The sequence below is a fragment of the Desulfosarcina alkanivorans genome, from assembly GCF_009688945.1.
Taxonomy (GTDB): Bacteria; Desulfobacterota; Desulfobacteria; order Desulfobacterales; family Desulfosarcinaceae; genus Desulfosarcina; species Desulfosarcina alkanivorans.
In genome coordinates, this window is the sequence record NZ_AP021874.1 from 5,908,723 (window position 1) to 5,931,031 (window position 22,309).

The window sequence follows — 22,309 nt, forward strand, 5'->3', positions numbered from 1 at the left end:
TATGACCCATTCACTTACCGCTGAAGATCAGGCGCACCTGAAGGCCCTCCACGCGAAGATCGACGATGCGCCAACAGGTCGGGGCCAGCTTATTCCCCTGCTCCAGATGGCCCAGAACGCATTGGGCTATCTGCCTGACGAGGCCCTGTCGCTGGTGGCCGACCACCTGTCCATCAACCGCTCCGAAGTATACGGGGTGGCCTCCTTTTACAATCAGTTCAGGTTTAATCCGCCGGGAAAAAATCCGGTCAAGGTCTGCATGGGAACCGCCTGCCATGTGCGCGGCGGCGAGATTATTCTGGAGAATTTCGAGCGCAAGCTGGAGATCCGGGAAGGGGAGACCACCGACGACCGTGAATTCAGCATCGAACGCGTGGCCTGTGTGGGCTGCTGCGCCCTGGCGCCGGTGGCCCTGGTGGGAGATACCCTGCATGGGCACATGGCCCCCAGCAAGGTGGAGGGCCTGGTGCTGCGGGTGCGTCTCGAACGGGAGAAAGCCGAGAGGGAGGCGGCCAAAACATGACCGCAGATGCCGGAATCCGGATTGACGCGGCCTACCGGGCCATTGCCGACGCGGCCCGGGCGCGAAAGGCGCAGTTCGATGACAGTCCGCTGCCCAAGATTCATATCGGCATGGCCACCTGCGGAATTGCCTCCGGTGCCCTGGAGACCCAGGCGGCCTTCGAGACGGCCCTGGCCGACCGGGGCATCGAGGCCCTCGTGCACACGGTGGGATGCGTCGGCCACTGCTATGCCGAGCCGGTGGTGGTGATCGACCACCCGGATTCGGGGTTTCCGCCCATTCTTTACCCGGAGGTCACCCCGGGCAAGGCCAAGATGCTGGTCAAACTGTTCCTGGAAGAGGGCGACCCCCGCTTCGAGCATGTCATGGGGGCCACCGTGGAAAACGAGATGATTCCCTCGGTGATGGAGTTCGCCCGTTTCAACCGGGAGCGGCGGCTGATCATGGAGCGCTGCGGACGAATCGACCCGGAACGGATCCACGAGTATCTGGCCGACGGGGGGTATGGCGCCCTGGCCGCCGCCTTGAGCCGGACACCGGACGCATTGATCGCGGAAATCGAGGCGGCTGGCCTGCGGGGACGGGGCGGGGCCGGCTTCCCCACGGCGGTGAAATGGCGGGCGGCGCGGTCCGCACCGGGCAGCGACAAACTGATCGTCTGCAACGCCGATGAGGGCGATCCCGGCGCCTACATGGACCGTACCCTGCTGGAGAGCAACCCCCACCAGGTCATCGAAGGCATGATCATCGCCGCCAGGGCCGTGGGCGCCTCCCGGGGCCTGTTTTACGTGCGGGCCGAATACCCCCTGGCGGTGCGGATTCTCACCGCTGCCGTCGAACAGGCCCGTGAGCATGGCTTGCTGGGCACGAACATCCTGGGCAGCGGCCTGGATTTCGACATCGACCTGTTCCAGGGGTCCGGGGCATTCGTCTGCGGGGAAGAGACGGCCCTGATCCGGTCCGTGGAGGGCTACCGCGGCATGCCCCGGCACCGGCCGCCCTACCCGGTGGAGCGGGGGCTGAACAGCCGCCCCACGGTGATCAACAACGTCAAGACCCTGGCCACGGTCCCCCCCATTGTGGAAAAGGGCGCCGACTGGTTCCGGGGCATCGGCACGCCGGAGAGCCCGGGCACGGCGGTTTTTTCCGTGGTGGGCAACGTGACCCATCCGGGATTGGTGGAGATCCCCATGGGGGTCACCCTGCGGGAACTGATTTTCGACATCTGCGGCGGCATTCCCGATAAAAAGCAGTTCAAGGCCGTGCAGATCGGCGGTCCCTCGGGCGGCTGCCTGTCCGCCGATTTCCTCGACACGCCGGTGGATTTCGACGCCCTGAACCGGGCCGGTGCCATGATGGGCTCCGGCGGCATGGTGGTGATGGACGAAGACGCCTGCATGGTGGATGTGTCGCGCTATTTCCTTGATTTCACTCAAAAAGAGTCCTGCGGCAAATGCACCTTCTGCCGCATCGGCACCCGCCACCTGCTGGACATCCTGCGCCGGCTCACCCGCGGGGAGGGCCGCGAGGGGGACATCGAGCATCTGGAGACGTTGAGCCGGGCCGTCAAACAGGGCTCCCTGTGCGGATTGGGCAAGACCGCCCCCAACCCGGTGCTCACCTCCCTGGCCTATTTCCGGGACGAGTACGAGGCGCATATCAGGGAGGGCCGCTGTCCGGGCCGCACTTGCCGAATGTTGACGGCCTTTTACATCGATCTGGAAAAATGCGCCCGGGGCTGCGACGCCTGTGTGGGCTGCTGCCCGGTGGATGCGGTGTTCACCACCAGCACCCGCAAGAAAGGCATCGACCAGGAGCTGTGCGTCAAGTGCGGCGAGTGCATGGTGGCGTGCCCGCCGGACTACGATGCGGTGGTGAAGATCTCGCCGGCCCACCTGGCGCCGATCATCGAGCGGCCGCCGGAGAAGAAAACATGATCACCCTGACCGTGGACGACCGGACCATCGAGGCCCCGGAGGGCAGCAGCGTGCTGTCGGCCTGCCTGGCGGCCGGCATTACCATTCCCCACCTGTGCTGGCTGGAGGCGGATACCCCCGCCGACGCCCCGGCCGCGTGCCGCCTGTGTTTCGTCGAGATCGACGGTTTTCGGGAGCCCGTGACCGCCTGCACGGTGACCGTGGAAAACGGCATGACCGTTCACACCGGCACCGATGCGGTCCGCAACCTTCAGAAGACGGCCCTGAAGCTCCTGCTTTCGGTCCATCGGGTGGATTGCAAGCACTGCCCGGCCAACAAGGCCTGTGCGCTGCAGGATATCGCCAGATTTCTCGGTGTCGGCCTGACCTGCAAGCCCTTCGAACGGGTGCTCAAGGAACCGGACGTGGACCCCCGCCACCCGGTGCTGGACTACCACCCCAACCGCTGCGTGCTGTGCGGTCTCTGCGTCCGTGTGTGCCGCCATCGGCACGGGAAGTCCCAGCTGAGTTTTGCCGGCCGGGGCTTCGAAACGGTGGTGGGGTATTTCGATGCGGATCCAGGTGCTGCTGCGGACTGCCTGTCGTGCAGGGCCTGCCTCGACGTCTGCCCCACGGGTGCACTGGTGGTAAGAACGGGTGACGACGGATAGCCCCGGTGCCGGACCTCCCCGGGCACAATGGTGACGGACCCGGTGGACGGGCTGTCGGCGCGCCGTTTCGCCGGAAGTCAGATCGGGCGTTTTTCAACTGCTGGACGGGGCTTTTTTTTTCCGGCACCCTCCAGATGGCTGAAAAACTGATCCACATCCAGAAACCCTTCCGGGGAGATGGGAAACGACGCCATGGTTTCGATCATGGCGTTGCGGATTTTGGTGAACTCGCCTTCCAGTTCGACGTAGGGCTTTGCCCGGTCATCTTCGAGAAGCCGCATCAGGGCCCCGATGCGGGTCATCAACGAGAAAAACTTGGAGCCCATGTTGTCGAATTCCCGGGCGATGGCCACGCCGAAGCGGTTGACCGCATTGTCGGCGAAATGCACGGTCTGGACCTGGCCGGTTTCTTCGTCCACGATCTCCAGGCCCTGCCCCGGCGTATGCTTGAGCGGCATCTGGTTCAGCGCCGCCGCATTGCCCACTTTGAGGGCATAAAGCAGTTCATCGGGTTCAACGGGCATGTTCCACTGGGCCATGGCTGCAAACTCCGGTTTTCGGGACCTCCGAGCGCCGGCACAATCGAATCGGCCGGTTTGTTTTTATCATAGCCGTTTGGACCCGGCCTGGCAACAACCAATCGACCGGTCCGCCCGCAGGGTCGAAAGCCGGGTGGCCGCGCCGGCGCCCGGGCGGGTCGCATTCCCCGAAGAGGATGCCCGCCCGGATGCCGTGGCCCTTTTGGTGATTGACTTTAAAGGGACAATCCCGCAATTTAGCCCTGACCCGGGAACCGGACCGGTTGCCGTATTCCCCCTTGGTGCGAAAGGACCCTGTCGACCATGAAAAAAATGCTGCTCTGTTTCTCGGCCGGCTGCCTGGGTGCCCTGGCCAACAGCCTCCTGGTCTGGCAGTTCGGCGAACTGGGCATCGCCCGCTGGGCCGGCGTGTCCATCGCTCCTTCCCTCAGCCCCGGCTGGCTTTATCCGCGCATCGTCTGGGGAGGTCTCTGGGGGCTGCTGTTCGTATTACCGTTTTTAAAATCGCGGTTTCTGCTCAAGGGCACCCTGCTGAGCCTATTGCCCACCATGGCCATGCTGTTTTTCATCTTTCCCTACAAGGCGCACAAGGGGCTTGGCGGGTTGAGCCTGGGCATGTGGACTCCTGCCTACGTGCTGGTGGTGAACTGGGTGTGGGGGCTGGTGGCGGCGGTGACCATCAAGTATTCAAAATAATACCGACGGATAGGCTGGAGGCGTTTAAAAAACGCACCAAAGGCCTGCCATCGCTACCGAATTATTCCCCTGCCATTAAACTCGGAAAGTTGACTGCTTTATGAAAATCATTGATCTGAGCCACTTTCTGGAATCCCGAATGCCCGTTTTCCCGGGCGCGGAACCACCCGCACTTGAAGAGACGGCCACCATCGAAACAGACGGCTATCTGGAAAAGAAAATCACCTTCAACTCTCACAACGGCACCCACATAGACGCCCCGGCGCATATAGTAACCGGGGCGAAGACCCTGGATCAACTGACGATGGATACCTTCTGCGGAGAGGCCTTTCTTCTGAGTTGCATCGGGGCCGGCAAGGCTGTCATTGATCTCCGGGACTTGCTTCCTTATACGGAAGCCATCCATACGAGTGATTTTATCATTTTTAATACCGGATGGAGCCGATACTGGGGAGATGATCGCTATTTTTCCGGTTATCCTGTGCTCAGCGAGAATGCCGCCCGATGGCTGGCAGGTGTGGGATTGAAAGGCGTAGGTATGGACACCATTTCGGCGGATACGATTGATTCTGAGGATTTGACGGTCCATCACGTCCTATTGGGTGCCGGGATGGTCATCGTGGAGAATCTTACCAGCCTGGCGGCCCTACCAGACCGATCTTTCCTGTTCTCCTGCTTCCCCCTTAAAATCAAAGATGCGGACGGTTCGCCGGTGCGCGCCGTGGCGATCATGTCATGACATGAATTAGGCTCGCAAATTACAACCCGTGATCCGATCCAGAAAATGCCTAAACGTCAATTTATCCATACATTTTCAGGGCCTGCGAAAGAGTGAGTGACCCCAGCCTTCATTATGGGGCCGCTGATAGCCGATCTTGGCTTTCGTTCCTCAACCCGACCTACGAAACCTACGGTTCAGATAACGCGTCTGGAATTTGAAAGAGGAATAGAACGTGAATGTGAAATATTTATTTAATGCAGAAGGACCGTCGAAAAAATAAATTGCACCATTTGGCTCGCCTATTGGCCCGGCGTCCGTGATTTACCAAAGTGGCATCAACAGCAAGGCAAAGGATAGCCAATGAGCCGTTATAATAATCGATTTATTCACCCCCGTTATACTCTTTTCATTGGGCTTATCTTATTCATCTTAATGGCCGTCTCGGCTTATTTTGAATTTCGGCAGCGCCGCCTCGAATTGATGCAAATGCACAAATACGAGGGGTTGGCACTGCTGGAAACGATCAAACAAAGCATCGCCAACTCCATTGCAAGCCAATCAGAATCAAAAGAACAGATCGCCGAACGGCTGTTTAACAATGCCCGTTTGCTGCGTGAAATTGAAATTCATCAGCCGCTAACCCACTCCCGGCTGAAAGACATAGCCGCACGAAACAATCTATACCGGATCAACGTTTTTAATTCCAAGGGCGATAAAGTAGCGTCCAATGTCAAGCATGATACACACAACGCCAGGGAAAGACACCGTCCGAGTGCCTTTTTCCAGCCCATCCTCGATGGCAAGGTGCAAGAAATCGACATCGGCCTGAAACAAGCGCGCCATTATAAGGGAAAACGATATGCCGTGGCGGTAAAACGACACCATGGCGGTGTTATTGTCGTCAATATCAACGCGGCGGAGATGCTGTCGTTTAATAAACGCATCGGTATCGCCAAACTGTTTGCAGACATCGGTGGCAGAGGAGAGTTGAAGTATATCGTTTTACAGGATGAGGACGGCATCATTGCCGCCACACCCGGTGTTGGAGAAATGGCCTCAATGGAAGCGGACGATTTCTTCAGTGCCGATTCCGTCCAAAGCCGCATCGCGCGTTTCAATGACCAAGAGGCACTCGAAGTTATCAGCCCCTTTGGAATACAAGGCAGTCCCACGGGGATACTTCGAATCGGCTTGCATTTGGATGAGATTCGCGCCTTGGAAAAACGAATGCTTCAGCGGGCGGTAATCATTTCAATCGGGATTATTCTCATAGGGTTTATATCAATCAGCGCAGTTGTCATCAGTCAAAATTATGCTTTTTTGAAGCAGGAACACGCGCTGATCCAAACATATACCGGCAACATTTTGCATGCCATGAGCGACGCCGTGTTCGGGGTCGATGCACAGCAGTCGATAAAATTTGCCAACCGGGCGGCTTTGCACATGCTTCACCTCGATCAAAACCAAGTCACCGGTCACCGGTACGCTGATTTCTTTGGGGATTGTCAGTCTATCGTGACCGCCTTGGAACAGAAGCAAAAAATAGAAAATGCAGAACAGAAGATGCAGATCAAAGCCTTGAACCGTCTAATTTTTGTTTCGGCCAGTGTCTCTTTTGTCATGGGTGAAACCGGTGAAATAGATACTGGCGTTATATTGTTGCGTGACCAAACCAAACAAAAGCAGTTGGAAGAACAGATTCACCGTCAGGAGAAATTAACGGCCATGGGCGAGTTCGCATCGGGCGTTGCCCATGAAATTCGAAACCCGCTCAACGCCATCAGCATGATTGTGCAGCGCTTCCAAAAAGAATTTGAACCCAAAACAGACGCGGATGAATACTTTGACCTGACCCGAACCGTTCGTTCTGAAATCGACCGCATTGGGAATATTATCCGGCAGTTTTTGGAATTTGCCCGTCCGGCGAAGCTAAACAAGAGGCCCATTGCGGTTGATGAGATGATCATGCAAAGTATCAACGTCGTCAGGGCTCAGGCCGAAGCCCAGCATATCCGGATAGCAGCGGGTGTCGATGCGCAAGCCGTTATTAACGTTGACAAGAACCAATTTCACCAAGCCCTGCTGAACCTTCTGCAAAACGCCATCGAGGCGGTGGGTATGGGCGGGACGATTTCGATCAGCGCCATGCACATCGACCAACACATTCGTATCCGTGTCCAGGATGACGGCGCAGGGATTCCACAGGAGCAACAGAAACGAATTTTTGATCTAAATTTCACGAGCAAACCAACCGGAATGGGCTTGGGCTTGGCGCTGGTCCATCGCATGGTAACCGAGCATGGCGGCGACATAGCGGTGCAAAGCAAGCCGGGGGAAGGGACAACCTTCACGCTCATCCTCCCAATCGAAGACCCACAATCAAGCAGGAGAAGAGATGAACCTTCTGATCATCGATAATGAAAAATCCCAGCGCGATTCGTTGGCCGGTTTTCTGAAAAAGAGAGGCCACGCATTGGCTACCGTGTCGGCGGGGGAGGCCGGCATTGCCTATGTCGAAAAGCACCAGGTCGATGTGGTACTGACCGATTTTCGGATGCCGGACAAAAGCGGAATGGAAGTCCTGGAAGCGATCAAAGCGCTTAACCCCGTCGTTGATGTGGTGCTGATAACCGCTTACGGCACTATCGAAACCGCCGTAGAGGCAATGAAAAAAGGTGCCTTCGACTATTTGACCAAGCCCATTGATCTGGATGAACTGGAACTCCTGCTGGCAAAAATAGAGAATCATCGCAATTTAGTATCCGAAAATGAACGGCTGCGCGAACAACTCGCCGAACGCTACCAGCTGCATAACTTGATCTTCCAGAGCCGGGAGATGGCTAAGGTGGCCAGCACGGTGGCACGTATTGCGCCTACGCGGACGACCGTATTGATCAGTGGGGAGAGTGGAACCGGCAAGGAAGTTCTGGCCAAAGCAATTCATTTTGCAAGCCCCCGCAAAGATCGATCCATGGTGACGGTCAATTGTGCCGCGCTTTCCGATACCCTGCTTGAAAGCGAACTCTTCGGACATGAGAAAGGCAGTTTCACGGGTGCGGACCGACAGCGTATCGGCCGTTTTGAGCAGGCGCACAACAGCACTCTGTTTTTAGATGAGGTGGGCGATATTCCTCCAGCCACCCAAGTCAAATTATTGCGCGTGCTGCAGGAGCGAACGATCGAACGGGTTGGCAGCAACCAGCCCCTTGAGGTCGATGTGCGAGTAATTGCGGCGACCCACCGATCTCTGGATCAGATGATGAAGGAGGGGACCTTTCGGGAAGATTTGTACTTTCGTTTGAATGTCGTCGCGATCGATATCCCCCCCCTAAGCGGCCGGCGCGATGATATTCCGCTCCTCATGGATCGTTTTTTGATCCGGTTTGGCGAGGAGAACGCACGCGGCAACATGCAGTTTTCCAAAGAAGCTTTTGACCTATTGATGAAATACGATTATCCCGGCAATATCCGTGAGCTTGAAAATATAGTCGAACAAGCGGTTGTTTTAGCGCGCGGTAATGTTGTCACCTCGGCCGAATTACCCTCCACCGTCCGTCAACTGCCGCTGGAAAATAAACCGGTGTTTTCCTCGTTGAGCGGTTCATTTGCCGAACAGGTGGCCGCCTTCGAGCAGGGATTGATCCGACAAGCGCTGGCCGGAACCAAGGGGGTTCAACGCCGCGCCGCCGATGTGCTGGGTATGACCGAGCGGCATCTGCGATATAAATTACAGAAGTATGGGATGAAAGACTGAAATATGGATGCTATCACAGTTTCCTCCTTTCTTCTCAAAATAGGTTCAATTCCGGAATGAGGAAGTGCCTGCGACCATATCGTCGCACCGGCTGCGCCCATTTCGTCGATTTCAAATCCCGAATTTTCTTCTATCTTGTCCCTCCCCCAACGGTAACCGGCACATATTTATAAAGATAGTTCGCTTCAAGCCAGTGCGCTATTTTGTTGGAACACTTCATGCTCCTCCATAACTTGACCGATGATGGCGTTTTCCCTCGGCCGATTTTGCTCCGTCCTATCCAGAGTCGGATTTTTTCTGTAACCTTTGCGCTTTTATATCGTTTACTCGGATAGCGCCTTCTCCAATTTATAGTCGATTATTTTGCGTCTAATGGCGGCAACTGTTCACCGGTATTTTTACTAATTTAATTGAAAGTCAGTTAATAAGAAGATCTGAGGGCATGACAATCTCAAATTCCAAAAATAAAATTAAAGTATGGGATATTCCCGTGCGGATGTTTCACTGGGCATTGGTCGTCCTGATCGTTTTTCAGGTGGTAACCGCTGAAGTTGAAGGCAGGGGATTCGCGCTGCATATTTTTTTCGGATACGGCGTGCTGTTTTTGATCCTCTTTCGGTTCATATGGGGGTTCTGGGGCACCGGCTATGCCCAATTTTCAGAGTTCCTGAGATCATGGCCCGTTGTAAAACAGTATACGATCCAGCTTTTGAAATTTAGCCCGCCGCGATTTATCGGTCACAACCCTTTGGGGGGCTGGATGATTGTCCTATTATTGTTGGGGCTAATGGTTCAAGTGATCACTGGGTTACCGGCGGGGTCGGATGAAGCGGTCGGGCCATGGGCCTCCCTTCTTTCTGCGCATGCCGGCGAATCCATGGCTGAGTTCCATGAGGCCTTTTCTATTGTGCTTCTATGTCTCATCGCCATTCATATCGGTGGCGTCATCGCCGACTGGATGCTGACTGGCGAAAATCTGGTCAAAGCCATGTTTACCGGGCAAAAGGAATCCGCCGGGGATGAAAACCCGCCCTATCAAAAGAAAGTCAAGGCCCCCATGAAAAACTTAATTTTCAGTTTCTGTCTTGCTTTAATCCTGACGGCGGCTTTATCCCCGGCAGGCTTCGCGCCGGGTAACGGCAATGCCCGTCAACAGGGAGGGACGCAAGGCTGGAAATCAGAGGCAAGGGGAATGTTGAGTGCCGATGAAATAAAACGCCATCTTGAAGGGTTGGGTTATACAAAGATCAAAGAAATTGACTTTGAGGACGGAAAGGTTGAAGTCAAGGCGACCGACGCTCAAGGTCGCATGGCTGAACTATATTTGGACCCGGCCACCGGGCAAATTATGAGAGACCATTAGGGTTGAATCCATTTTTCCATGATTGAAAACTAATTCTTAAGAAAGGTAGCTTTGATGATGAAGACAAGTGTCGGAATCATCTTGGGACTGGTTTGCGGCCTTTTCATTGCCACGGTGACGCTATGGGCAGCGGACTTCAGCACTTTTTCGACCGACGAACTTGCCGCCCTTCGCGGAACCCTGCGCAGCGATTCTGCGGAAGCGCGAGCAGCATTCCGCGCCGAATGGCAGGAACGTCTCCAAAATTTGACTCCCCAAGACCGCCAAAAATATCTGGGCCCACCCGAAAATCGCCCTGCCTACGGACGAGGTAACCAATTTAATGCACCTTCAAGCGGATACGGCCAAAGCCAGCGAACGAAGGGCGGCGCCTGCAGGGGAGGCGATGGTGGAAAAAGCAAGGGGAAAAGAGGTTGGTAGCTGATAAACCATTGGCTCGCCCGAGTATTAAATTGCAGTTCAATAAACGCTTCCTCCGGATTGCAGTTGCACCCGGCACTTGCCAAACCATCAATAATGCATGCAACAGGTAAACGCATTCAACCATTTTTGTAACCTTTTTACGAGAAGAACGCTGTTAAAGTAAATAGGCACAAACCCGCGGTTGTGACGACGGCCGCGTTTGGTAACCCTTTAAAGGGTCTCTTTGTTGTAATTCGAATTACGAAACCCGGGCCTCATATTAAACACTATTGATATGGGGCGCGTGGAAAATTCACACATTTAATCAACTTTTGAGTCGCAGAAAGGAAATAGAATGCTGAAGAATATGTTTAAGATCGGTTGTTTGGTATTGGCGGCAGGGCTGGTAAGCGCACCGGCGTGGAGTTCGGATAATGCCGATTTGAGTCCGGACCATCTTCTCATTTTGGCGAATAACGGCAACGGTCCCGGGGATGGCACAGGCAACGGCGGAGACGGTCCCGGCGACGGCACCGGCAATGGCCCGGGTGACTGCGGATGATGTTGTAGATCCAATGGAGGGGCCTGCACGGTCCCTCCATCCGCAAAAGTCTATTCACTACTTTGAGAAAGGAGAGGTTGAGAAAATCTTCAGCTGAGGACTTTGAAATAGCAGGGCCGGCCGGGAAAGACGCAGCCGGTTTCGATTTTTAGCGAAAGGAGCTGGCGGCGATAGAACCACAGAACATATCTATCCGCGGCCTTCGTCGGGGATAAGGTGTCGTCCGCAATAATAAGTCAGGCTGAAATACTGATTAAAGGAGAAATTACAATGGTAAAAAAAGCAATAACCGGTGCATTGATCCTGCTGTTTACCGTTGCCGTCGGCGCGGTTTCCGCAGCCGGGTTAACCCATATGGAGCAACTCGGTAAAATTATGTACCAGGAAAAAGATTTTTCATTGAATGCCACCCAATCCTGTCAGACCTGTCATCATCATGTGGCCGGGTTCGCAGATCCTACCAACAGCCGTGATCCTTATTTTACCGTGGTCTCTTTGGGTGACGATGGTGTCAGTAAGGGGGGGCGCAACGCACCCACTGCGGCCTATGCCGGATTCAGTCCCGTCCTCCAGCAGGATGAGAGGGGGGAGTATGTGGGAGGCATGTTCTGGGACGGCCGGGCCACCGGTTGGACCCTGGGTGACCCGCTGGCCGAGCAAGCCCAGGGGCCGCCCTTAAACCCGGTGGAAATGAACATGCCCAGTAAAGACTCCGTCGTTCAAGTGGTTCGGGATTCCAATTACACCCACGTCTTTTACGAAGTGTTTGGCGAAGGCTCTCTTGTTGATGCAGATCTCGCCTATGACTTTATTGCCCTGGCGATTGCGGCCTATGAGCGGTCAAATGAGGTCCAGACGTTCAGTTCACGCTTTGATCAAGGCAATCTCAGTGAAAAAGAACAAAGTGGTATGGATCTTTTTGCCACCAACTGTTCCCAATGCCATTCCATGACGGACGTCACCGGTAAGGGACCTCTTTTTACGAACTACACCTATGCCAACATCGGCGTTCCGGTCAATCCGTTGCTTGCCGACAACCCGGTAGATCTTGGATTGGGTGGGTTTTTGGGCGATAGTATGCAGAACGGTAAATTCAAAGTTCCTACGCTTCGCAACGTCGGTCTTTCGGCACCTTATTCTCATAATGGCTACTTTGCGACCCTCAAAGACATCGTCAATTTCAAAAATACAAGAGATGTTGGGGGATGGGAGAAACCGGAGGTGGTCGCCAACTTAAATACAGCCGACATGGGCAATCTCGGTCTGACAGATCAGGAAGTCGACGACGTTGTTGCCTTTTTGATGACGTTGACCGACTGACGGACAGCGGTCAAATGCAATAGGAAAAAGCGCACGGACTATTCGACCGTCGCCAATCCAAACTTAATTCCTGGCCCGGCCTCGTTCGCCGGGCTTTGTAATACAAGGCATACACCTCTTATGAAAAACTGAAAAACGGGCCGGTGCCCGGTTACCATGAGCTTTCGACGCCCATTCCTGACCGTCTGATTCTTGTTTTCAACACCCTTATAAATATAGCCTGCAATTTATTCTTGCCTCCGCAGCCCGGATTGGCGATGATGTGTATTCGTGCGATAGTATACCTGCCAGGCTGTGTCTCCAAAAAGTGGCAACACTTCTGAATGATTAAGCATGGTCCAAAGAGGGTAACGAATGATTTCCGGCACTGCGGTATTCTTGGGTCTGTTCAACAACCTGGCAATTTTCATTGTTTTGATTGCCGTCTACAGCGTCTTGAATAGTTTTTTGAGAACTTGGGGCGGCAGATACGACAAATTGCAGTGGGAATCGCTTACGGGATATTTCCCAGCTTAAAAAAGCCGAAGAAGAAAAGCTTATTCTTGAAGAAAGCTGCGGCATCAGGCATCCGGGCGTTTTTGATGAAACCGCTGGATTGGATATCAGCAAACCGGGTGGATCGGTCAGAACCATACTGGATCAATCCTTGCGGCTTCCAACTTAAAGATCAAATCAGACGTATTGACTCCAACCGATACCAAACCGTGCATTTCCCGTTGTCTGCCGGGGGAAGGGTAAACGAATTGCCCATGAAACCAAAATTCGAAGAACTCGATTACCAGAAAACCCGCCTGGGCGACCTGGTCCTTCAGCGTCGGCGTATGCTTACTCTCGACGGCCGCGAGGTATACGAGGTCAGACTTGGCGAGGAATATCTCATGTCGAGCCTGTTCCATGACGCCGAAGCGGCCCTTGCGAACATCGGCCTGGGTGCCTTGGACGGGGCAGGCTGGGACGTAGTGGTCGGCGGCCTGGGGTTGGGCTACACGGCCGCCGCCGCATTAACATTCAAACAGGTGGCGCGTGTCGTCGTCGTCGAAGCCCTGGCGCCGGTTATCGAGTGGCACCGTCGGGGTCTGGTGCCCAACGGAAACGTGCTCACCGGTGATGCCCGCTGTGTCTATCACCATGCCGATTTTTTTGCCCTGGCCCGCGGTGACGGCTTTGACCCGGCGGTGAAAGGCATCCGGTTTGACGCCATATTACTGGATATCGATCACACACCGGAATCCTGGCTGCATGGCAGTCACGCGGACCTGTATTCAATCAAGGGCATGCATCGGCTGAAATCGTTTTTAAAGCCCCATGGCATCTTTGCCCTCTGGTCAAACGATCCGCCGGAAGATGATTTTCTCAAGCTGATGTCCACCGTTTTTGCCAGTGCTGAGGGCCACCGTGTCGACTTTGACAATCCCCTGCAGCAAACAGTGGCCACCAATGGTGTCTACGTGGCGCGCTGCAGCAATCGGTCAAAATGAAGAGTGCCATCTCCTTGCAGTTATGGTAAACTGCTGTTTGCCGAGGACAGACATGCCGACTCAACGTCCACGCGTGTGTCCGTTTCAACTATAGCGGCTTCAGACTGTAAAATATCCCAACGCGCAATCCGACTCCTTCGCCTCCAGCGATCCTGAGTGTGTTTATTCGACACCTGTCCTGCTCCTCATTTGATGTGTCCGCACGTTGGGAAAATTTCCGGCAACCACCAACGCGAAAGGAGTAAATCATGGCGTATCATTTCAAAAATCTGGTTTTCGAAGGCGGTGGGGTCAAGGGCATCGCCTACATCGGTGCCATGCAGGCCATGAAGGAAAAGGGTATTTTGAAGAACATTACGCGGGTGGGGGGGACTTCCGCAGGTGCCATCAATGCCACCCTGTTCGCCCTTGGCTATGAGATCATCGAGCAGCGCAGGATCCTGAAGAAGCTGGATTTCAACAATTTTATGGATGACAATTGGGGACTGGTGCGTGACACGGAACGGTTGATCAAAAAATTCGGATGGTACAAGGGCGACTTTTTCCACCACTGGATATCAGGCCTGATCAACAAAAAGCTGAAAAACCCCCATGCCACCTTCCGGGATCTCAAGGCCGCCGGTCAGCCGGATCTATATGTCTATGGCGCCAACCTGAGCACCCGGTTCGGAGAAGTTTTTTCCGTGGAACACACCCCGACCACCCGCATCGCCGATGCGGTGCGCATCTCCATGTCCATTCCGCTCTTTTTCGCCGCCTTTCGAAACGCCCGAAACGATGTATATGTGGACGGCGGCCTGCTGAATAATTTTCCGGTCAAGCTTTTCGATCGCGACAAGTACATCGACCCCGCCCAACGCGCCAAAATGGGGGTAGAGACCGAGTATTACCAAGAGGAAAACAAGCGTTTCCTGAAGTCCCACCCCTCCTCGAGCCGGTATGTCTACAACAAGCAGACCCTGGGCTTCCGCCTGGATTCGAAGCAGGAGATCGGCGTTTTCCGGGACGGCGCCGAACCCCAGCACGCCAGCATTGCCGACTTTTTCGATTACATCAAGGCGCTGATCGGCACCGTCCTGGAAAGCCAGCTGAACAGCCACCTGCACAGCGACGACTGGCAGCGGACGATATACATCGATACTCTCGGCGTGGGGACCACCGACTTCGACCTTTCCGAAACCATGAAGACCAAACTGGAACAGTCCGGGCGGAAAGGCGCCAATCATTATTTCGACTGGTATGACAAGAAGAGCAGCAAGCCAGCCAACCGGCCCTGACCGCTTGCCTGGCCTGCCGTCAAAATTTCGCATGCCCGGATCGGTCCCGGGATTTGAGAACTCACCAAGAGCGCCCGGCGGTTCCCCGCCGCCGGCGATGGCCGGCCATTGCTCATCCCTGCCCGCAAAATGACCCTGGTCATTTATTGTAAAACTTTTGTCAACCGGCCACACCCACCTTGTCACCACTTCTCCTATACCATAGAAATACGCTTCAGGAAGGTCTTTACCCGTCAAAGATGAAGGATTGCGGAGTGATTCATATGTCTAAATCATTGATCCATGGGGTTCGCGGCGTATTATCGATCCTGTTTTATACCGTCAACACAGTGGTCTGCTGCACCGCGCTTTTTATCGTCGCCCTGTTCAAGCTGCTGCTGCCGGTCAAACCGATCCAGACCGGCTGCCGGCGGCTCCTGACCGCCATTGCCAACTGCTGGATCGGCGTGAACAACCTGAACCAGCGCCTGTTCAACGGCATTCACTGGGATGTGCAGGGCCTGGACGATCTCGATCCCAAAGGGTGGTACATGGTGGTGGCCAACCACCAGTCATGGGTGGACATCCTGGTTCTGCAGAATGTGTTTTACCGCAAAATTCCCTTCTTGAAGTTTTTCCTCAAAAAGGAACTGTTCTGGTTCCCCTTGCTGGGTCAGGCGTGGTGGGCGCTGGATTTCCCTTTCATGAAACGCTACTCGAGGCAGTTTTTGAAAAAGCACCCTCACCTGATCGGCAAAGACCTGGAAATCACCCGACGGGCCTGCGACAAATTCAGGCATATCCCCGTGTCGGTGATGAACTTCGTCGAAGGCACCCGCTTTACCCGTGAAAAACACGCCCGCCAGCGGTCGCCGTACACCCATCTGCTGCGTACCAAGGCCGGCGGCATGGCCTTCGTGCTGGCGGCCATGGGCGACAAACTGCAGCAGATCGTGGATGTGACCATTGCCTATCCCCAGGGTGCGGCCAGTTTCTGGGATTTTGTCTGCGGGCGGGTCAAAGAGGTCAAAGTGCGCGTGAACACCCTGCCCATCAACAGCGAACTGATGGGAGACTACCTTCAGGACCCGGAGTTCAAAAGGGATTTCCAGAACTGGCTCAACTCCCTGTGGCACGAAAAGGACCGGCACATGGCAACGATGCTGGCCTCCTGAACCGCATTTTCAAATATGGTGCCGGCCAGAAAATGCCGTTGCCGGCAGACACCCCGCTTCACATCGCCCTGCCGGGTTCCGATTGGCCACCCACTGCCGCGCTGCGCCCGGGTGCACCCGCCGTCAGGGGGCGGAACCCGTTCGCTGACCCCCGGATCCGCCGGTTTTCATGAAACGCCTTGACATTGTCCAAGCCCACCCATTAAGTTAACCCCCTTCATCCTTTTTTTGTGCGGCAAGGATGCCGTTGCCCGTTGTTGAACGGCACTCCCTTTTCCCCCCAATCAGTCAAGGAGATGAACCATGGTCGAATTCAAGTATGACGAATTACTCCCCCTGGGCGAAGATGATACCGCCTACCGGCTGCTCACCACCGAGCATGTTTCCACCGCCCGGTTCGAGGGGCAGACCGTTCTCAAGGTTGCGCCCGAAGCCCTGGAACTGCTTGCTGAGGCTGCCTTCAAGGATGTCTCCCACCTGTTGCGGCCGGCCCACCTGGCCCAGTTGGAGAAGATTTTCGACGATCCGGAAAGTTCGGACAACGACCGTTATGTGGCTCTGGAGATGCTCAAAAACGCCGTGATTTCCGCCGAAAGGGAATTTCCCATGTGCCAGGACACCGGCACCGCCATCGTCATGGGAAAGAAGGGGCAACAGGTCTGGACCGGTTTCAGCGATGAAGAAGCGCTTTCCAAAGGGGTCTTCAACGCCTATACCACGGCCAACCTGCGCTATTCCCAGAATGCGCCCCTGACCATGTATGAAGAGAAGAACACCGGCTGCAACCTGCCGGCCCAGGTGGAGGTTTATGCCACCGGCGGGGATGCCTACAAATTTCTCTTTATCGCCAAGGGCGGCGGATCGGCCAACAAAACCTATCTTTATCAGGAAACCAAGGCCGTGCTCAATCCCGGGACCCTGGTTGATTTTCTTACCGCCAAGATGAAGACCCTGGGCACGGCGGCCTGTCCGCCCTACCACCTGGCCTTCGTGGTGGGAGGGACGTCGGCAGAGTTCAACCTGAAGACGGTCAAGCTGGCGTCGGCCGGCTACCTGGACGGGCTGCCCACCGCCGGCAGCGAGACCGGCCATGGCTTCCGGGACCGGGGACTGGAAAAAGAGCTGCTGGCGCGGGCGCGTGACCTGGACATCGGCGCCCAGTTCGGCGGCAAGTATTTCTGTCTGGACGTCAGGGTCGTGCGCCTTCCGCGCCACGGCGCCTCCTGCCCCATCGGCATCGGCGTCAGCTGCAGCGCCGACCGCAACGTCAAGGCCAAGATCACCGCCGAAGGAATTTTCCTGGAGCAGCTGGAAACCGATCCCGCCCGTTTTCTCCCCGAACCCGCAGGGGCCGAAGATGACGCCGTGGCCATCGACCTGAACCAGCCCATGGACGACATCCGGGCCATCCTGACCCGATACCCGGTGGCCACCCGGCTGAAACTGTCCGGCAAGATCATCGTGGGCCGGGACATCGCCCATGCCAGGCTCAAGGAACGGATGGACAGCGGCGAGGGGCTGCCCCGGTATCTGAAAGATCACATCATCTACTACGCCGGCCCGGCCAAAACACCGGACGGATATGCGTCGGGCTCCTTCGGTCCCACCACGGCCGGCCGCATGGATCCCTACGTGCCCATCTTCCAGGCCCAAGGCGCATCCATGGTCATGCTGGCCAAGGGCAATCGCTCCCGGGAGGTGACCGACGCCTGCAAGAAATACGGCGGGTTCTATCTCGGTTCCATCGGCGGGCCGGCCGCCCGGCTGGGCAAGGATTGCATCACCTCGGTAGAGGTGCTGGAGTATCCTGAACTGGGTATGGAGGCGATCTATATGATCACCGTCAAGGATTTTCCGGCATTTATCCTGGTGGACGACAAGGGCAATGACTTCTTCGAAGGTTTGCTATAGAATGTTGAACTTAGAGATTGGAAATTAGAAATTTAGGGGAGATGAAACAAGATTGTGGATTAGGATGCCTGCAAATTGGCACCAACGCTATCAAATAGAAAATAAAGCATGAACAACCCAATTTCTAATTTCCAATCTCAACCTTACGTGAGCGGGGTACGAATGATCTAACCGTCTCCAACCTCCAACACCAAACCTCCCATCTCATTTCCCCTGGCCTTCGAAGAAATGGTAGACGAAGTCGATGTGCCGTTTCATGGCGCGGTAGGCGGTCTCCGGGTTGTGTTCACGGATGGCCCGGTAGATGGCATTGTGCTGGTCCAGAATGATGTCGATGTTGCCCGGTATTTTGTAAAGGCCCTCCAGGTTGACCTTGATGCCGGTAAACAGAAAATCGTAAAAGTTTTTCATGATGAAAACCTGGAGCGGGTTGTTCGTCGCATAGGCGATGGCCATGTGGAACGAGGCGTCGGCCTCGGTGCCCAGCCTTCCGGATCGGACTTCCTTTTGCATCTCCTCGATGCTTTTCTCCATGAACTGGAAATCCTTTTCCACGGCCCGGGTAGCCGCCATGGCGGCGGCATTGCATTCCAGCCCCATGCGGACTTCCAGCAGGTCGGTAATGGAAGCGTCCTGACTCTCCACCATGTTGGCCACGATGCTCTTCTCTCTGGATTCAGGCGACCGGACGAAGGTGCCCTGGCCCTGGCGCTGTTCCAGCAGCCCCATGACCACCAGTTTGTTGATGGCATCTCTCACCGAGGTGCGGCTGACACCAAAGGCTTCAGCCAGTTCCCGCTCGGTGAGTATTTTTTCGCCGGGTTTGAATTCACCGCGGAAGATCAGTTCCCTCAGCTGGTCGAACACCTGGTCGGAAATTCGTTTGGGTTTGATGGGTTTGAGTTTGTGTGGCATGGTCTGCTTACCGTTCCGTTTGATATTGTCGATGGCTCCCGTGAAGGACAGGTGTCTTCGATGGTTGGCGTGGCCGTCATCGTGGTGCCGGGCCGGGGCGGCTACGGGTGATGCGGTTCATGGTTCGTCCGTGCCCGAGGACGCTGGCGATACTAACGGATTTGGGACCGCACTGCAATTCAAAACTTTCCAGTGATGCCAGCCCGTTGCAGGAGGAACCGCGGGAAACGGCGGGGCGCTGGGGCGTGGAAGTTTCTGCCGATGGATTGACACATGGAAAAGGAATTAAATTGGTCTTACCATGTCAAACCCCGGGGATGTAGCCCTGCTTCCGCCGGATCTCTCCCTTCCGCCCAGGATCTCAATATCCGTATAATAGCATGGGGTTATTTATAGTTCAAGTCGGATAGCGCTTTGTGCTTGACAGGCGTCAGCGCCCTTCGTTATCTATGGTATAACCAATAATTAATCTGGTTTCTGGTCTGCCCGGAGCCCATAAGCGTTGCGGTTGATCAGGGAGGGGACGATTTTTATAAAAAGGGAGTTGCATCGGATCTGAAAATACGGATAATGATACTGTTGGTGGTCGGTCGGAGAGGGGCCTTTCGGTTCACCGAACAGCGGAATATCGGAGCGGCCGAGGCCATGGTGACGGCAGCCCGTAATTGTGGTTGCCGCATCGCATGATCGCGGATCCCGCAAGGACCGGATCACCGGCCCGGGCCGAACGATGCCTGCAGGGGCTGCTTGTAGCTTTACAAACAACTATCGATCGAATCGGGATGCGCGCACGGAATGGAACCGACGCGATCCCTTTTTTAATTTTTTAACGGCTGAATCAGCCGGATAATTACGAAAGCAGGTGTTTATCTATGGAAGGTCTTGATGCATTGTTCAACCCGTCCTCCGTGGCGGTGGTCGGCGCCTCCAGCAGCCCGGGGAAGGTCGGTCATGATATCTTTGTCAATATTCTTAAAGGCGGTTTTACCGGTACCCTGTACCCGGTCAATCCCAGGGCGAAGTCCATTGCCAGCGTTCGCGCCTATCCGGATATCAAGGATATTCCGGATCCCATTGAGCTGGCCATCATCATTCTTCCCCCGATTCACGCGGAAACGGCCATCAAGCACGCCATCGACAAGGGCGTCAAGGCCGTGGTCATCGTTTCCGCGGGATTCAAGGAGGTCGGCGGCGAAGGTCTTGAAATCGAACAGCGTATTGTGGCCATGTGCCGTGAAGCCGGCGTCCGGGTGGTCGGCCCCAACTGCCTGGGGGTGATCAACCCCATGGCCGATGTACGTCTTAACGCCAGTTTTTCCGCCCGCATGCCGGCGGCCGGCAACATCTCCTTCATTTCCCAGAGCGGCGCCCTGTGCACGGCCGTCCTGGATTTCGCTGCCGATAAGGACTTCGGGTTTTCCAAGTTCGTCTCCATCGGCAACAAGGCGGATGTGGATGAGCTGGACCTGTTGCGCTATTTTCACGCCGACCCGGAGACCGAAGTCATCATGCTCTACATCGAAGAGCTGCAGCGGGGGCCCGAATTCATCCAGGCGGTCAAGGAGATTACCGGCGGTGACCGGCCCACACCGGTACTGGCCATCAAATCCGGCCGCACCAGCGCCGGGGCCCAGGCCGCCGCGTCCCACACCGGCTCCCTGGCGGGCAGCGAAGCCGTCTACGATGCGATTTTTACCCAGAGCGGCATCATCCGCGTGGAATCGATCAACGAATTGTTCGATTTCGGAACCGCCTTTGCCTACAAGAACGAAAGCGCCCTGGGCAAGATGCGCCGCAAGGTGCCGCTGGGAAACCGGGTGGCCATTGTCACCAATGCGGGAGGCCCCGGCATCGTGGCCACGGACATGACCGTGTCCTCCGGACTGGAACTGGCAACGTTCAGCGACGACACCATCGAGGTGCTCAAAAGCCATCTGCCCCTGACCGCCAACGTGAACAATCCCGTGGATGTGATCGGGGACGCGGCCCAGGACCGCTATGAAAATGCCCTTTCCGCGGTCATCAAGGACGAGGAGGTGGACGGGGCCCTTGTGATCCTGACCCCCCAGAGCATGACCAATGCCATCGGCACGGCCGAGGCCATCGTCCATATCGCCCGGCGGTCACACAAACCCATCCTGTGCTGCTTCATGGGGATCATCGATGTGTCCGCCGGCGTCAAGTACCTGCAGGAAAACGGTGTTCCCGTGTATCGCTTCCCCGAAAGCGCGGCCAAGACGTTCGGCGCCCTGTACCGCTATTCCCGATGGCTCAACCGCCAGCAACTGGCACCCTTTCCCGTCAAACACGATAAAGCGCGCGCGGCGGAAATCATCGCCGACGCCCTGGATCAGGGCAACACCTACATCGGTGAAATCGGCGGCACCGAATTGCTGGCGTGTTACGGGTTTAACGTGCTGCCCACGGTGCTGGCCACCAGCGCGGCCGAAGCCGGGGATGCCGCCGACCGGATGGGGTATCCCGTGGTGATGAAGATCGTGTCCCCCCAGATTATCCATAAATCCGATGCCGGCGGGGTCATCGTGGGGCCGGACAGCCGCGAGGCCGTCACCGGGGCCTTTGAAACCATTGTGGACAATGCCAAAAAGTACAGTCCCGATGCAACGGTTGCCGGCGTGCTGGTTCAGCGGCTGGCACCCAAAGGCCATGAAGTGATTCTGGGAATGACCCGCTACCCCATTTTCGGGCCGCTGATCATGTTCGGCTTCGGCGGCATCTTCGTGGAAGTATTTCAGGACGTGGCCTTCAGGCTGGCGCCCCTGACGCGAAACGGCGCCCGCAACATGGTGCGCAGCATCAAGGGGCACAAGCTGCTTTCGGGATACCGGGGGGACCCCCGGGCAGACATCGCCGCCATCGAACGGATGCTGGTGTGCCTTTCCGAACTGGTCATCAACCACCCGGAAATCAAGGAACTGGACATCAACCCGCTGCTGGTTCATCCGGATGGCGAGGGGGTTACCGTGGCGGACTGCCGTTTTATTCTCGAAAAACCGGAAAAAGACAGCTGATATGATCAGAGGCGGATACGCCGGCTATCAAAAAAGGTGAACGCTCGACAGCGCAATAGCGTGCCGGTGCAAGGG

The 22,309-nt window shown here is 55.9% G+C and carries 19 protein-coding genes; 16 read left to right on the forward strand and 3 right to left on the reverse strand.

The genetic code is table 11. From position 1 onward, the window contains the following. The first annotated feature begins 1 nt into the window (after position 1). From nuoE to DSCA_RS25705, 3 genes are read left to right on the forward strand one after another with little or no spacing between them, the layout of a single operon-like run. On the forward strand, positions 2-523 hold the full coding sequence (gene nuoE, locus DSCA_RS25695; RefSeq protein ID WP_155319165.1) for an NADH-quinone oxidoreductase subunit NuoE: 522 nt from the start codon (positions 2-4) through the stop codon (positions 521-523). After that, on the forward strand, positions 520-2,460 hold the full coding sequence (locus tag DSCA_RS25700; RefSeq protein ID WP_155319166.1) for an NADH-ubiquinone oxidoreductase-F iron-sulfur binding region domain-containing protein: 1,941 nt from the start codon (positions 520-522) through the stop codon (positions 2,458-2,460). Before nuoE ends, DSCA_RS25700 begins: the two co-directional genes overlap by 4 nt. Beyond that, positions 2,457-3,110, forward strand: coding sequence for a 2Fe-2S iron-sulfur cluster-binding protein (locus DSCA_RS25705; protein ID WP_155319167.1), 654 nt, complete (start codon positions 2,457-2,459; stop codon positions 3,108-3,110). Before DSCA_RS25700 ends, DSCA_RS25705 begins: the two co-directional genes overlap by 4 nt. A 77-nt stretch (positions 3,111-3,187) precedes the next feature. Here DSCA_RS25705 and DSCA_RS25710 read toward each other — a convergent pair whose 3' ends face one another. Next, positions 3,188-3,649 carry a hypothetical protein gene (locus DSCA_RS25710; protein ID WP_155319168.1) on the reverse strand — a complete coding sequence of 154 codons (462 nt, stop codon included), beginning with the start codon at positions 3,647-3,649 and terminating at the stop codon, positions 3,188-3,190. A gap of 303 nt (positions 3,650-3,952) precedes the next feature. Here DSCA_RS25710 and DSCA_RS25715 point away from each other — a divergent pair, with 303 nt between their 5' ends. The 8 genes from DSCA_RS25715 to DSCA_RS25750 all read left to right on the forward strand — a co-directional run bounded on the left by DSCA_RS25715 (position 3,953) and on the right by DSCA_RS25750 (position 12,467). Next, entirely contained in the window at positions 3,953-4,345 is a 393-nt protein-coding gene (locus tag DSCA_RS25715) for a hypothetical protein (RefSeq protein ID WP_155319169.1), read from the forward strand. A gap of 100 nt (positions 4,346-4,445) precedes the next feature. Further along, positions 4,446-5,084: a cyclase family protein gene (locus DSCA_RS25720; protein ID WP_155319170.1), complete on the forward strand. Its 639-nt coding sequence runs from the start codon at positions 4,446-4,448 to the stop codon at positions 5,082-5,084. A 342-nt stretch (positions 5,085-5,426) separates the two neighbouring features. Then, positions 5,427-7,484 (forward strand): two-component system sensor histidine kinase NtrB, encoded by a 2,058-nt coding sequence (locus DSCA_RS25725; RefSeq protein ID WP_155319171.1) that lies wholly within the window; start codon positions 5,427-5,429, stop codon positions 7,482-7,484. After that, positions 7,462-8,820: a sigma-54-dependent transcriptional regulator gene (locus DSCA_RS25730; RefSeq protein WP_155319172.1), complete on the forward strand. Its 1,359-nt coding sequence runs from the start codon at positions 7,462-7,464 to the stop codon at positions 8,818-8,820. Before DSCA_RS25725 ends, DSCA_RS25730 begins: the two co-directional genes overlap by 23 nt. A gap of 442 nt (positions 8,821-9,262) precedes the next feature. Then, on the forward strand, positions 9,263-10,183 hold the full coding sequence (locus DSCA_RS25735) for a cytochrome b/b6 domain-containing protein (RefSeq protein ID WP_155319173.1): 921 nt from the start codon (positions 9,263-9,265) through the stop codon (positions 10,181-10,183). A 54-nt stretch (positions 10,184-10,237) separates the two neighbouring features. Then, the gene (locus tag DSCA_RS25740) at positions 10,238-10,603 is read left to right on the forward strand and encodes a hypothetical protein (RefSeq protein ID WP_155319174.1); all 366 of its coding nucleotides are present in this window, start codon (positions 10,238-10,240) and stop codon (positions 10,601-10,603) included. A 337-nt stretch (positions 10,604-10,940) separates the two neighbouring features. Beyond that, positions 10,941-11,147: a hypothetical protein gene (locus DSCA_RS32150; RefSeq protein ID WP_174783999.1), complete on the forward strand. Its 207-nt coding sequence runs from the start codon at positions 10,941-10,943 to the stop codon at positions 11,145-11,147. A gap of 270 nt (positions 11,148-11,417) precedes the next feature. Continuing rightward, the gene (locus DSCA_RS25750; RefSeq protein WP_155319175.1) at positions 11,418-12,467 is read left to right on the forward strand and encodes a cytochrome-c peroxidase; all 1,050 of its coding nucleotides are present in this window, start codon (positions 11,418-11,420) and stop codon (positions 12,465-12,467) included. A gap of 327 nt (positions 12,468-12,794) precedes the next feature. Here DSCA_RS25750 and DSCA_RS25755 read toward each other — a convergent pair whose 3' ends face one another. After that, positions 12,795-13,100 carry a hypothetical protein gene (locus DSCA_RS25755; protein WP_155319176.1) on the reverse strand — a complete coding sequence of 102 codons (306 nt, stop codon included), beginning with the start codon at positions 13,098-13,100 and terminating at the stop codon, positions 12,795-12,797. 116 nt (positions 13,101-13,216) lie between these two features. Here DSCA_RS25755 and DSCA_RS25760 point away from each other — a divergent pair, with 116 nt between their 5' ends. The 4 genes from DSCA_RS25760 (at position 13,217) to DSCA_RS25775 (ending at position 18,287) form a co-directional block, all read left to right on the forward strand. Continuing rightward, positions 13,217-13,945, forward strand: coding sequence for a polyamine aminopropyltransferase (locus DSCA_RS25760; RefSeq protein WP_155319177.1), 729 nt, complete (start codon positions 13,217-13,219; stop codon positions 13,943-13,945). A 248-nt stretch (positions 13,946-14,193) separates the two neighbouring features. After that, positions 14,194-15,222 (forward strand): patatin-like phospholipase family protein, encoded by a 1,029-nt coding sequence (locus DSCA_RS25765; RefSeq protein ID WP_155319178.1) that lies wholly within the window; start codon positions 14,194-14,196, stop codon positions 15,220-15,222. Between the two features lie 263 nt (positions 15,223-15,485). Beyond that, complete coding sequence (locus tag DSCA_RS25770; protein ID WP_155319179.1) at positions 15,486-16,376, forward strand: acyltransferase; 891 nt, start codon at positions 15,486-15,488, stop codon at positions 16,374-16,376. A 303-nt stretch (positions 16,377-16,679) separates the two neighbouring features. Beyond that, on the forward strand, positions 16,680-18,287 hold the full coding sequence (locus tag DSCA_RS25775) for a fumarate hydratase (RefSeq protein WP_155319180.1): 1,608 nt from the start codon (positions 16,680-16,682) through the stop codon (positions 18,285-18,287). Positions 18,288-18,491: 204 nt separating this feature from the next. On the opposite strand, the gene DSCA_RS25780 is transcribed toward DSCA_RS25775, so the two are convergent. After that, a complete protein-coding gene (locus tag DSCA_RS25780; RefSeq protein WP_155319181.1) occupies positions 18,492-19,202 on the reverse strand; it encodes a FadR/GntR family transcriptional regulator in 711 nt (236 codons plus the stop codon). Positions 19,203-20,074: 872 nt separating this feature from the next. Here DSCA_RS25780 and DSCA_RS25785 point away from each other — a divergent pair. Beyond that, on the forward strand, positions 20,075-22,234 hold the full coding sequence (locus tag DSCA_RS25785) for an acetate--CoA ligase family protein (RefSeq protein ID WP_155319182.1): 2,160 nt from the start codon (positions 20,075-20,077) through the stop codon (positions 22,232-22,234). The last annotated feature ends 75 nt before the right edge of the window (positions 22,235-22,309 follow it).

What these genes read in the sequence shown, in the direction of transcription:
- DSCA_RS25715 (WP_155319169.1), top strand. Translation starts at nt 3,953, where the DNA reads ATGAAAAAAATGCTGCTCTGTTTCTCGGCCGGCTGCCTGGGTGCCCTG.
- DSCA_RS25720 (WP_155319170.1), top strand. Translation starts at nt 4,446, where the DNA reads ATGAAAATCATTGATCTGAGCCACTTTCTGGAATCCCGAATGCCCGTT.
- DSCA_RS25775 (WP_155319180.1), top strand. Translation starts at nt 16,680, where the DNA reads ATGGTCGAATTCAAGTATGACGAATTACTCCCCCTGGGCGAAGATGAT.
- DSCA_RS25780 (WP_155319181.1), bottom strand. Translation starts at nt 19,202, where the DNA reads ATGCCACACAAACTCAAACCCATCAAACCCAAACGAATTTCCGACCAG.
- DSCA_RS25755 (WP_155319176.1), bottom strand. Translation starts at nt 13,100, where the DNA reads ATGGTTCTGACCGATCCACCCGGTTTGCTGATATCCAATCCAGCGGTT.
- DSCA_RS25735 (WP_155319173.1), top strand. Translation starts at nt 9,263, where the DNA reads ATGACAATCTCAAATTCCAAAAATAAAATTAAAGTATGGGATATTCCC.
- DSCA_RS25740 (WP_155319174.1), top strand. Translation starts at nt 10,238, where the DNA reads ATGATGAAGACAAGTGTCGGAATCATCTTGGGACTGGTTTGCGGCCTT.
- DSCA_RS25750 (WP_155319175.1), top strand. Translation starts at nt 11,418, where the DNA reads ATGGTAAAAAAAGCAATAACCGGTGCATTGATCCTGCTGTTTACCGTT.
- DSCA_RS25770 (WP_155319179.1), top strand. Translation starts at nt 15,486, where the DNA reads ATGTCTAAATCATTGATCCATGGGGTTCGCGGCGTATTATCGATCCTG.
- DSCA_RS25705 (WP_155319167.1), top strand. Translation starts at nt 2,457, where the DNA reads ATGATCACCCTGACCGTGGACGACCGGACCATCGAGGCCCCGGAGGGC.
- DSCA_RS32150 (WP_174783999.1), top strand. Translation starts at nt 10,941, where the DNA reads ATGCTGAAGAATATGTTTAAGATCGGTTGTTTGGTATTGGCGGCAGGG.
- nuoE (WP_155319165.1), top strand. Translation starts at nt 2, where the DNA reads ATGACCCATTCACTTACCGCTGAAGATCAGGCGCACCTGAAGGCCCTC.
- DSCA_RS25710 (WP_155319168.1), bottom strand. Translation starts at nt 3,649, where the DNA reads ATGGCCCAGTGGAACATGCCCGTTGAACCCGATGAACTGCTTTATGCC.
- DSCA_RS25730 (WP_155319172.1), top strand. Translation starts at nt 7,462, where the DNA reads ATGAACCTTCTGATCATCGATAATGAAAAATCCCAGCGCGATTCGTTG.
- DSCA_RS25725 (WP_155319171.1), top strand. Translation starts at nt 5,427, where the DNA reads ATGAGCCGTTATAATAATCGATTTATTCACCCCCGTTATACTCTTTTC.
- DSCA_RS25765 (WP_155319178.1), top strand. Translation starts at nt 14,194, where the DNA reads ATGGCGTATCATTTCAAAAATCTGGTTTTCGAAGGCGGTGGGGTCAAG.
- DSCA_RS25785 (WP_155319182.1), top strand. Translation starts at nt 20,075, where the DNA reads ATGGAAGGTCTTGATGCATTGTTCAACCCGTCCTCCGTGGCGGTGGTC.
- DSCA_RS25700 (WP_155319166.1), top strand. Translation starts at nt 520, where the DNA reads ATGACCGCAGATGCCGGAATCCGGATTGACGCGGCCTACCGGGCCATT.
- DSCA_RS25760 (WP_155319177.1), top strand. Translation starts at nt 13,217, where the DNA reads ATGAAACCAAAATTCGAAGAACTCGATTACCAGAAAACCCGCCTGGGC.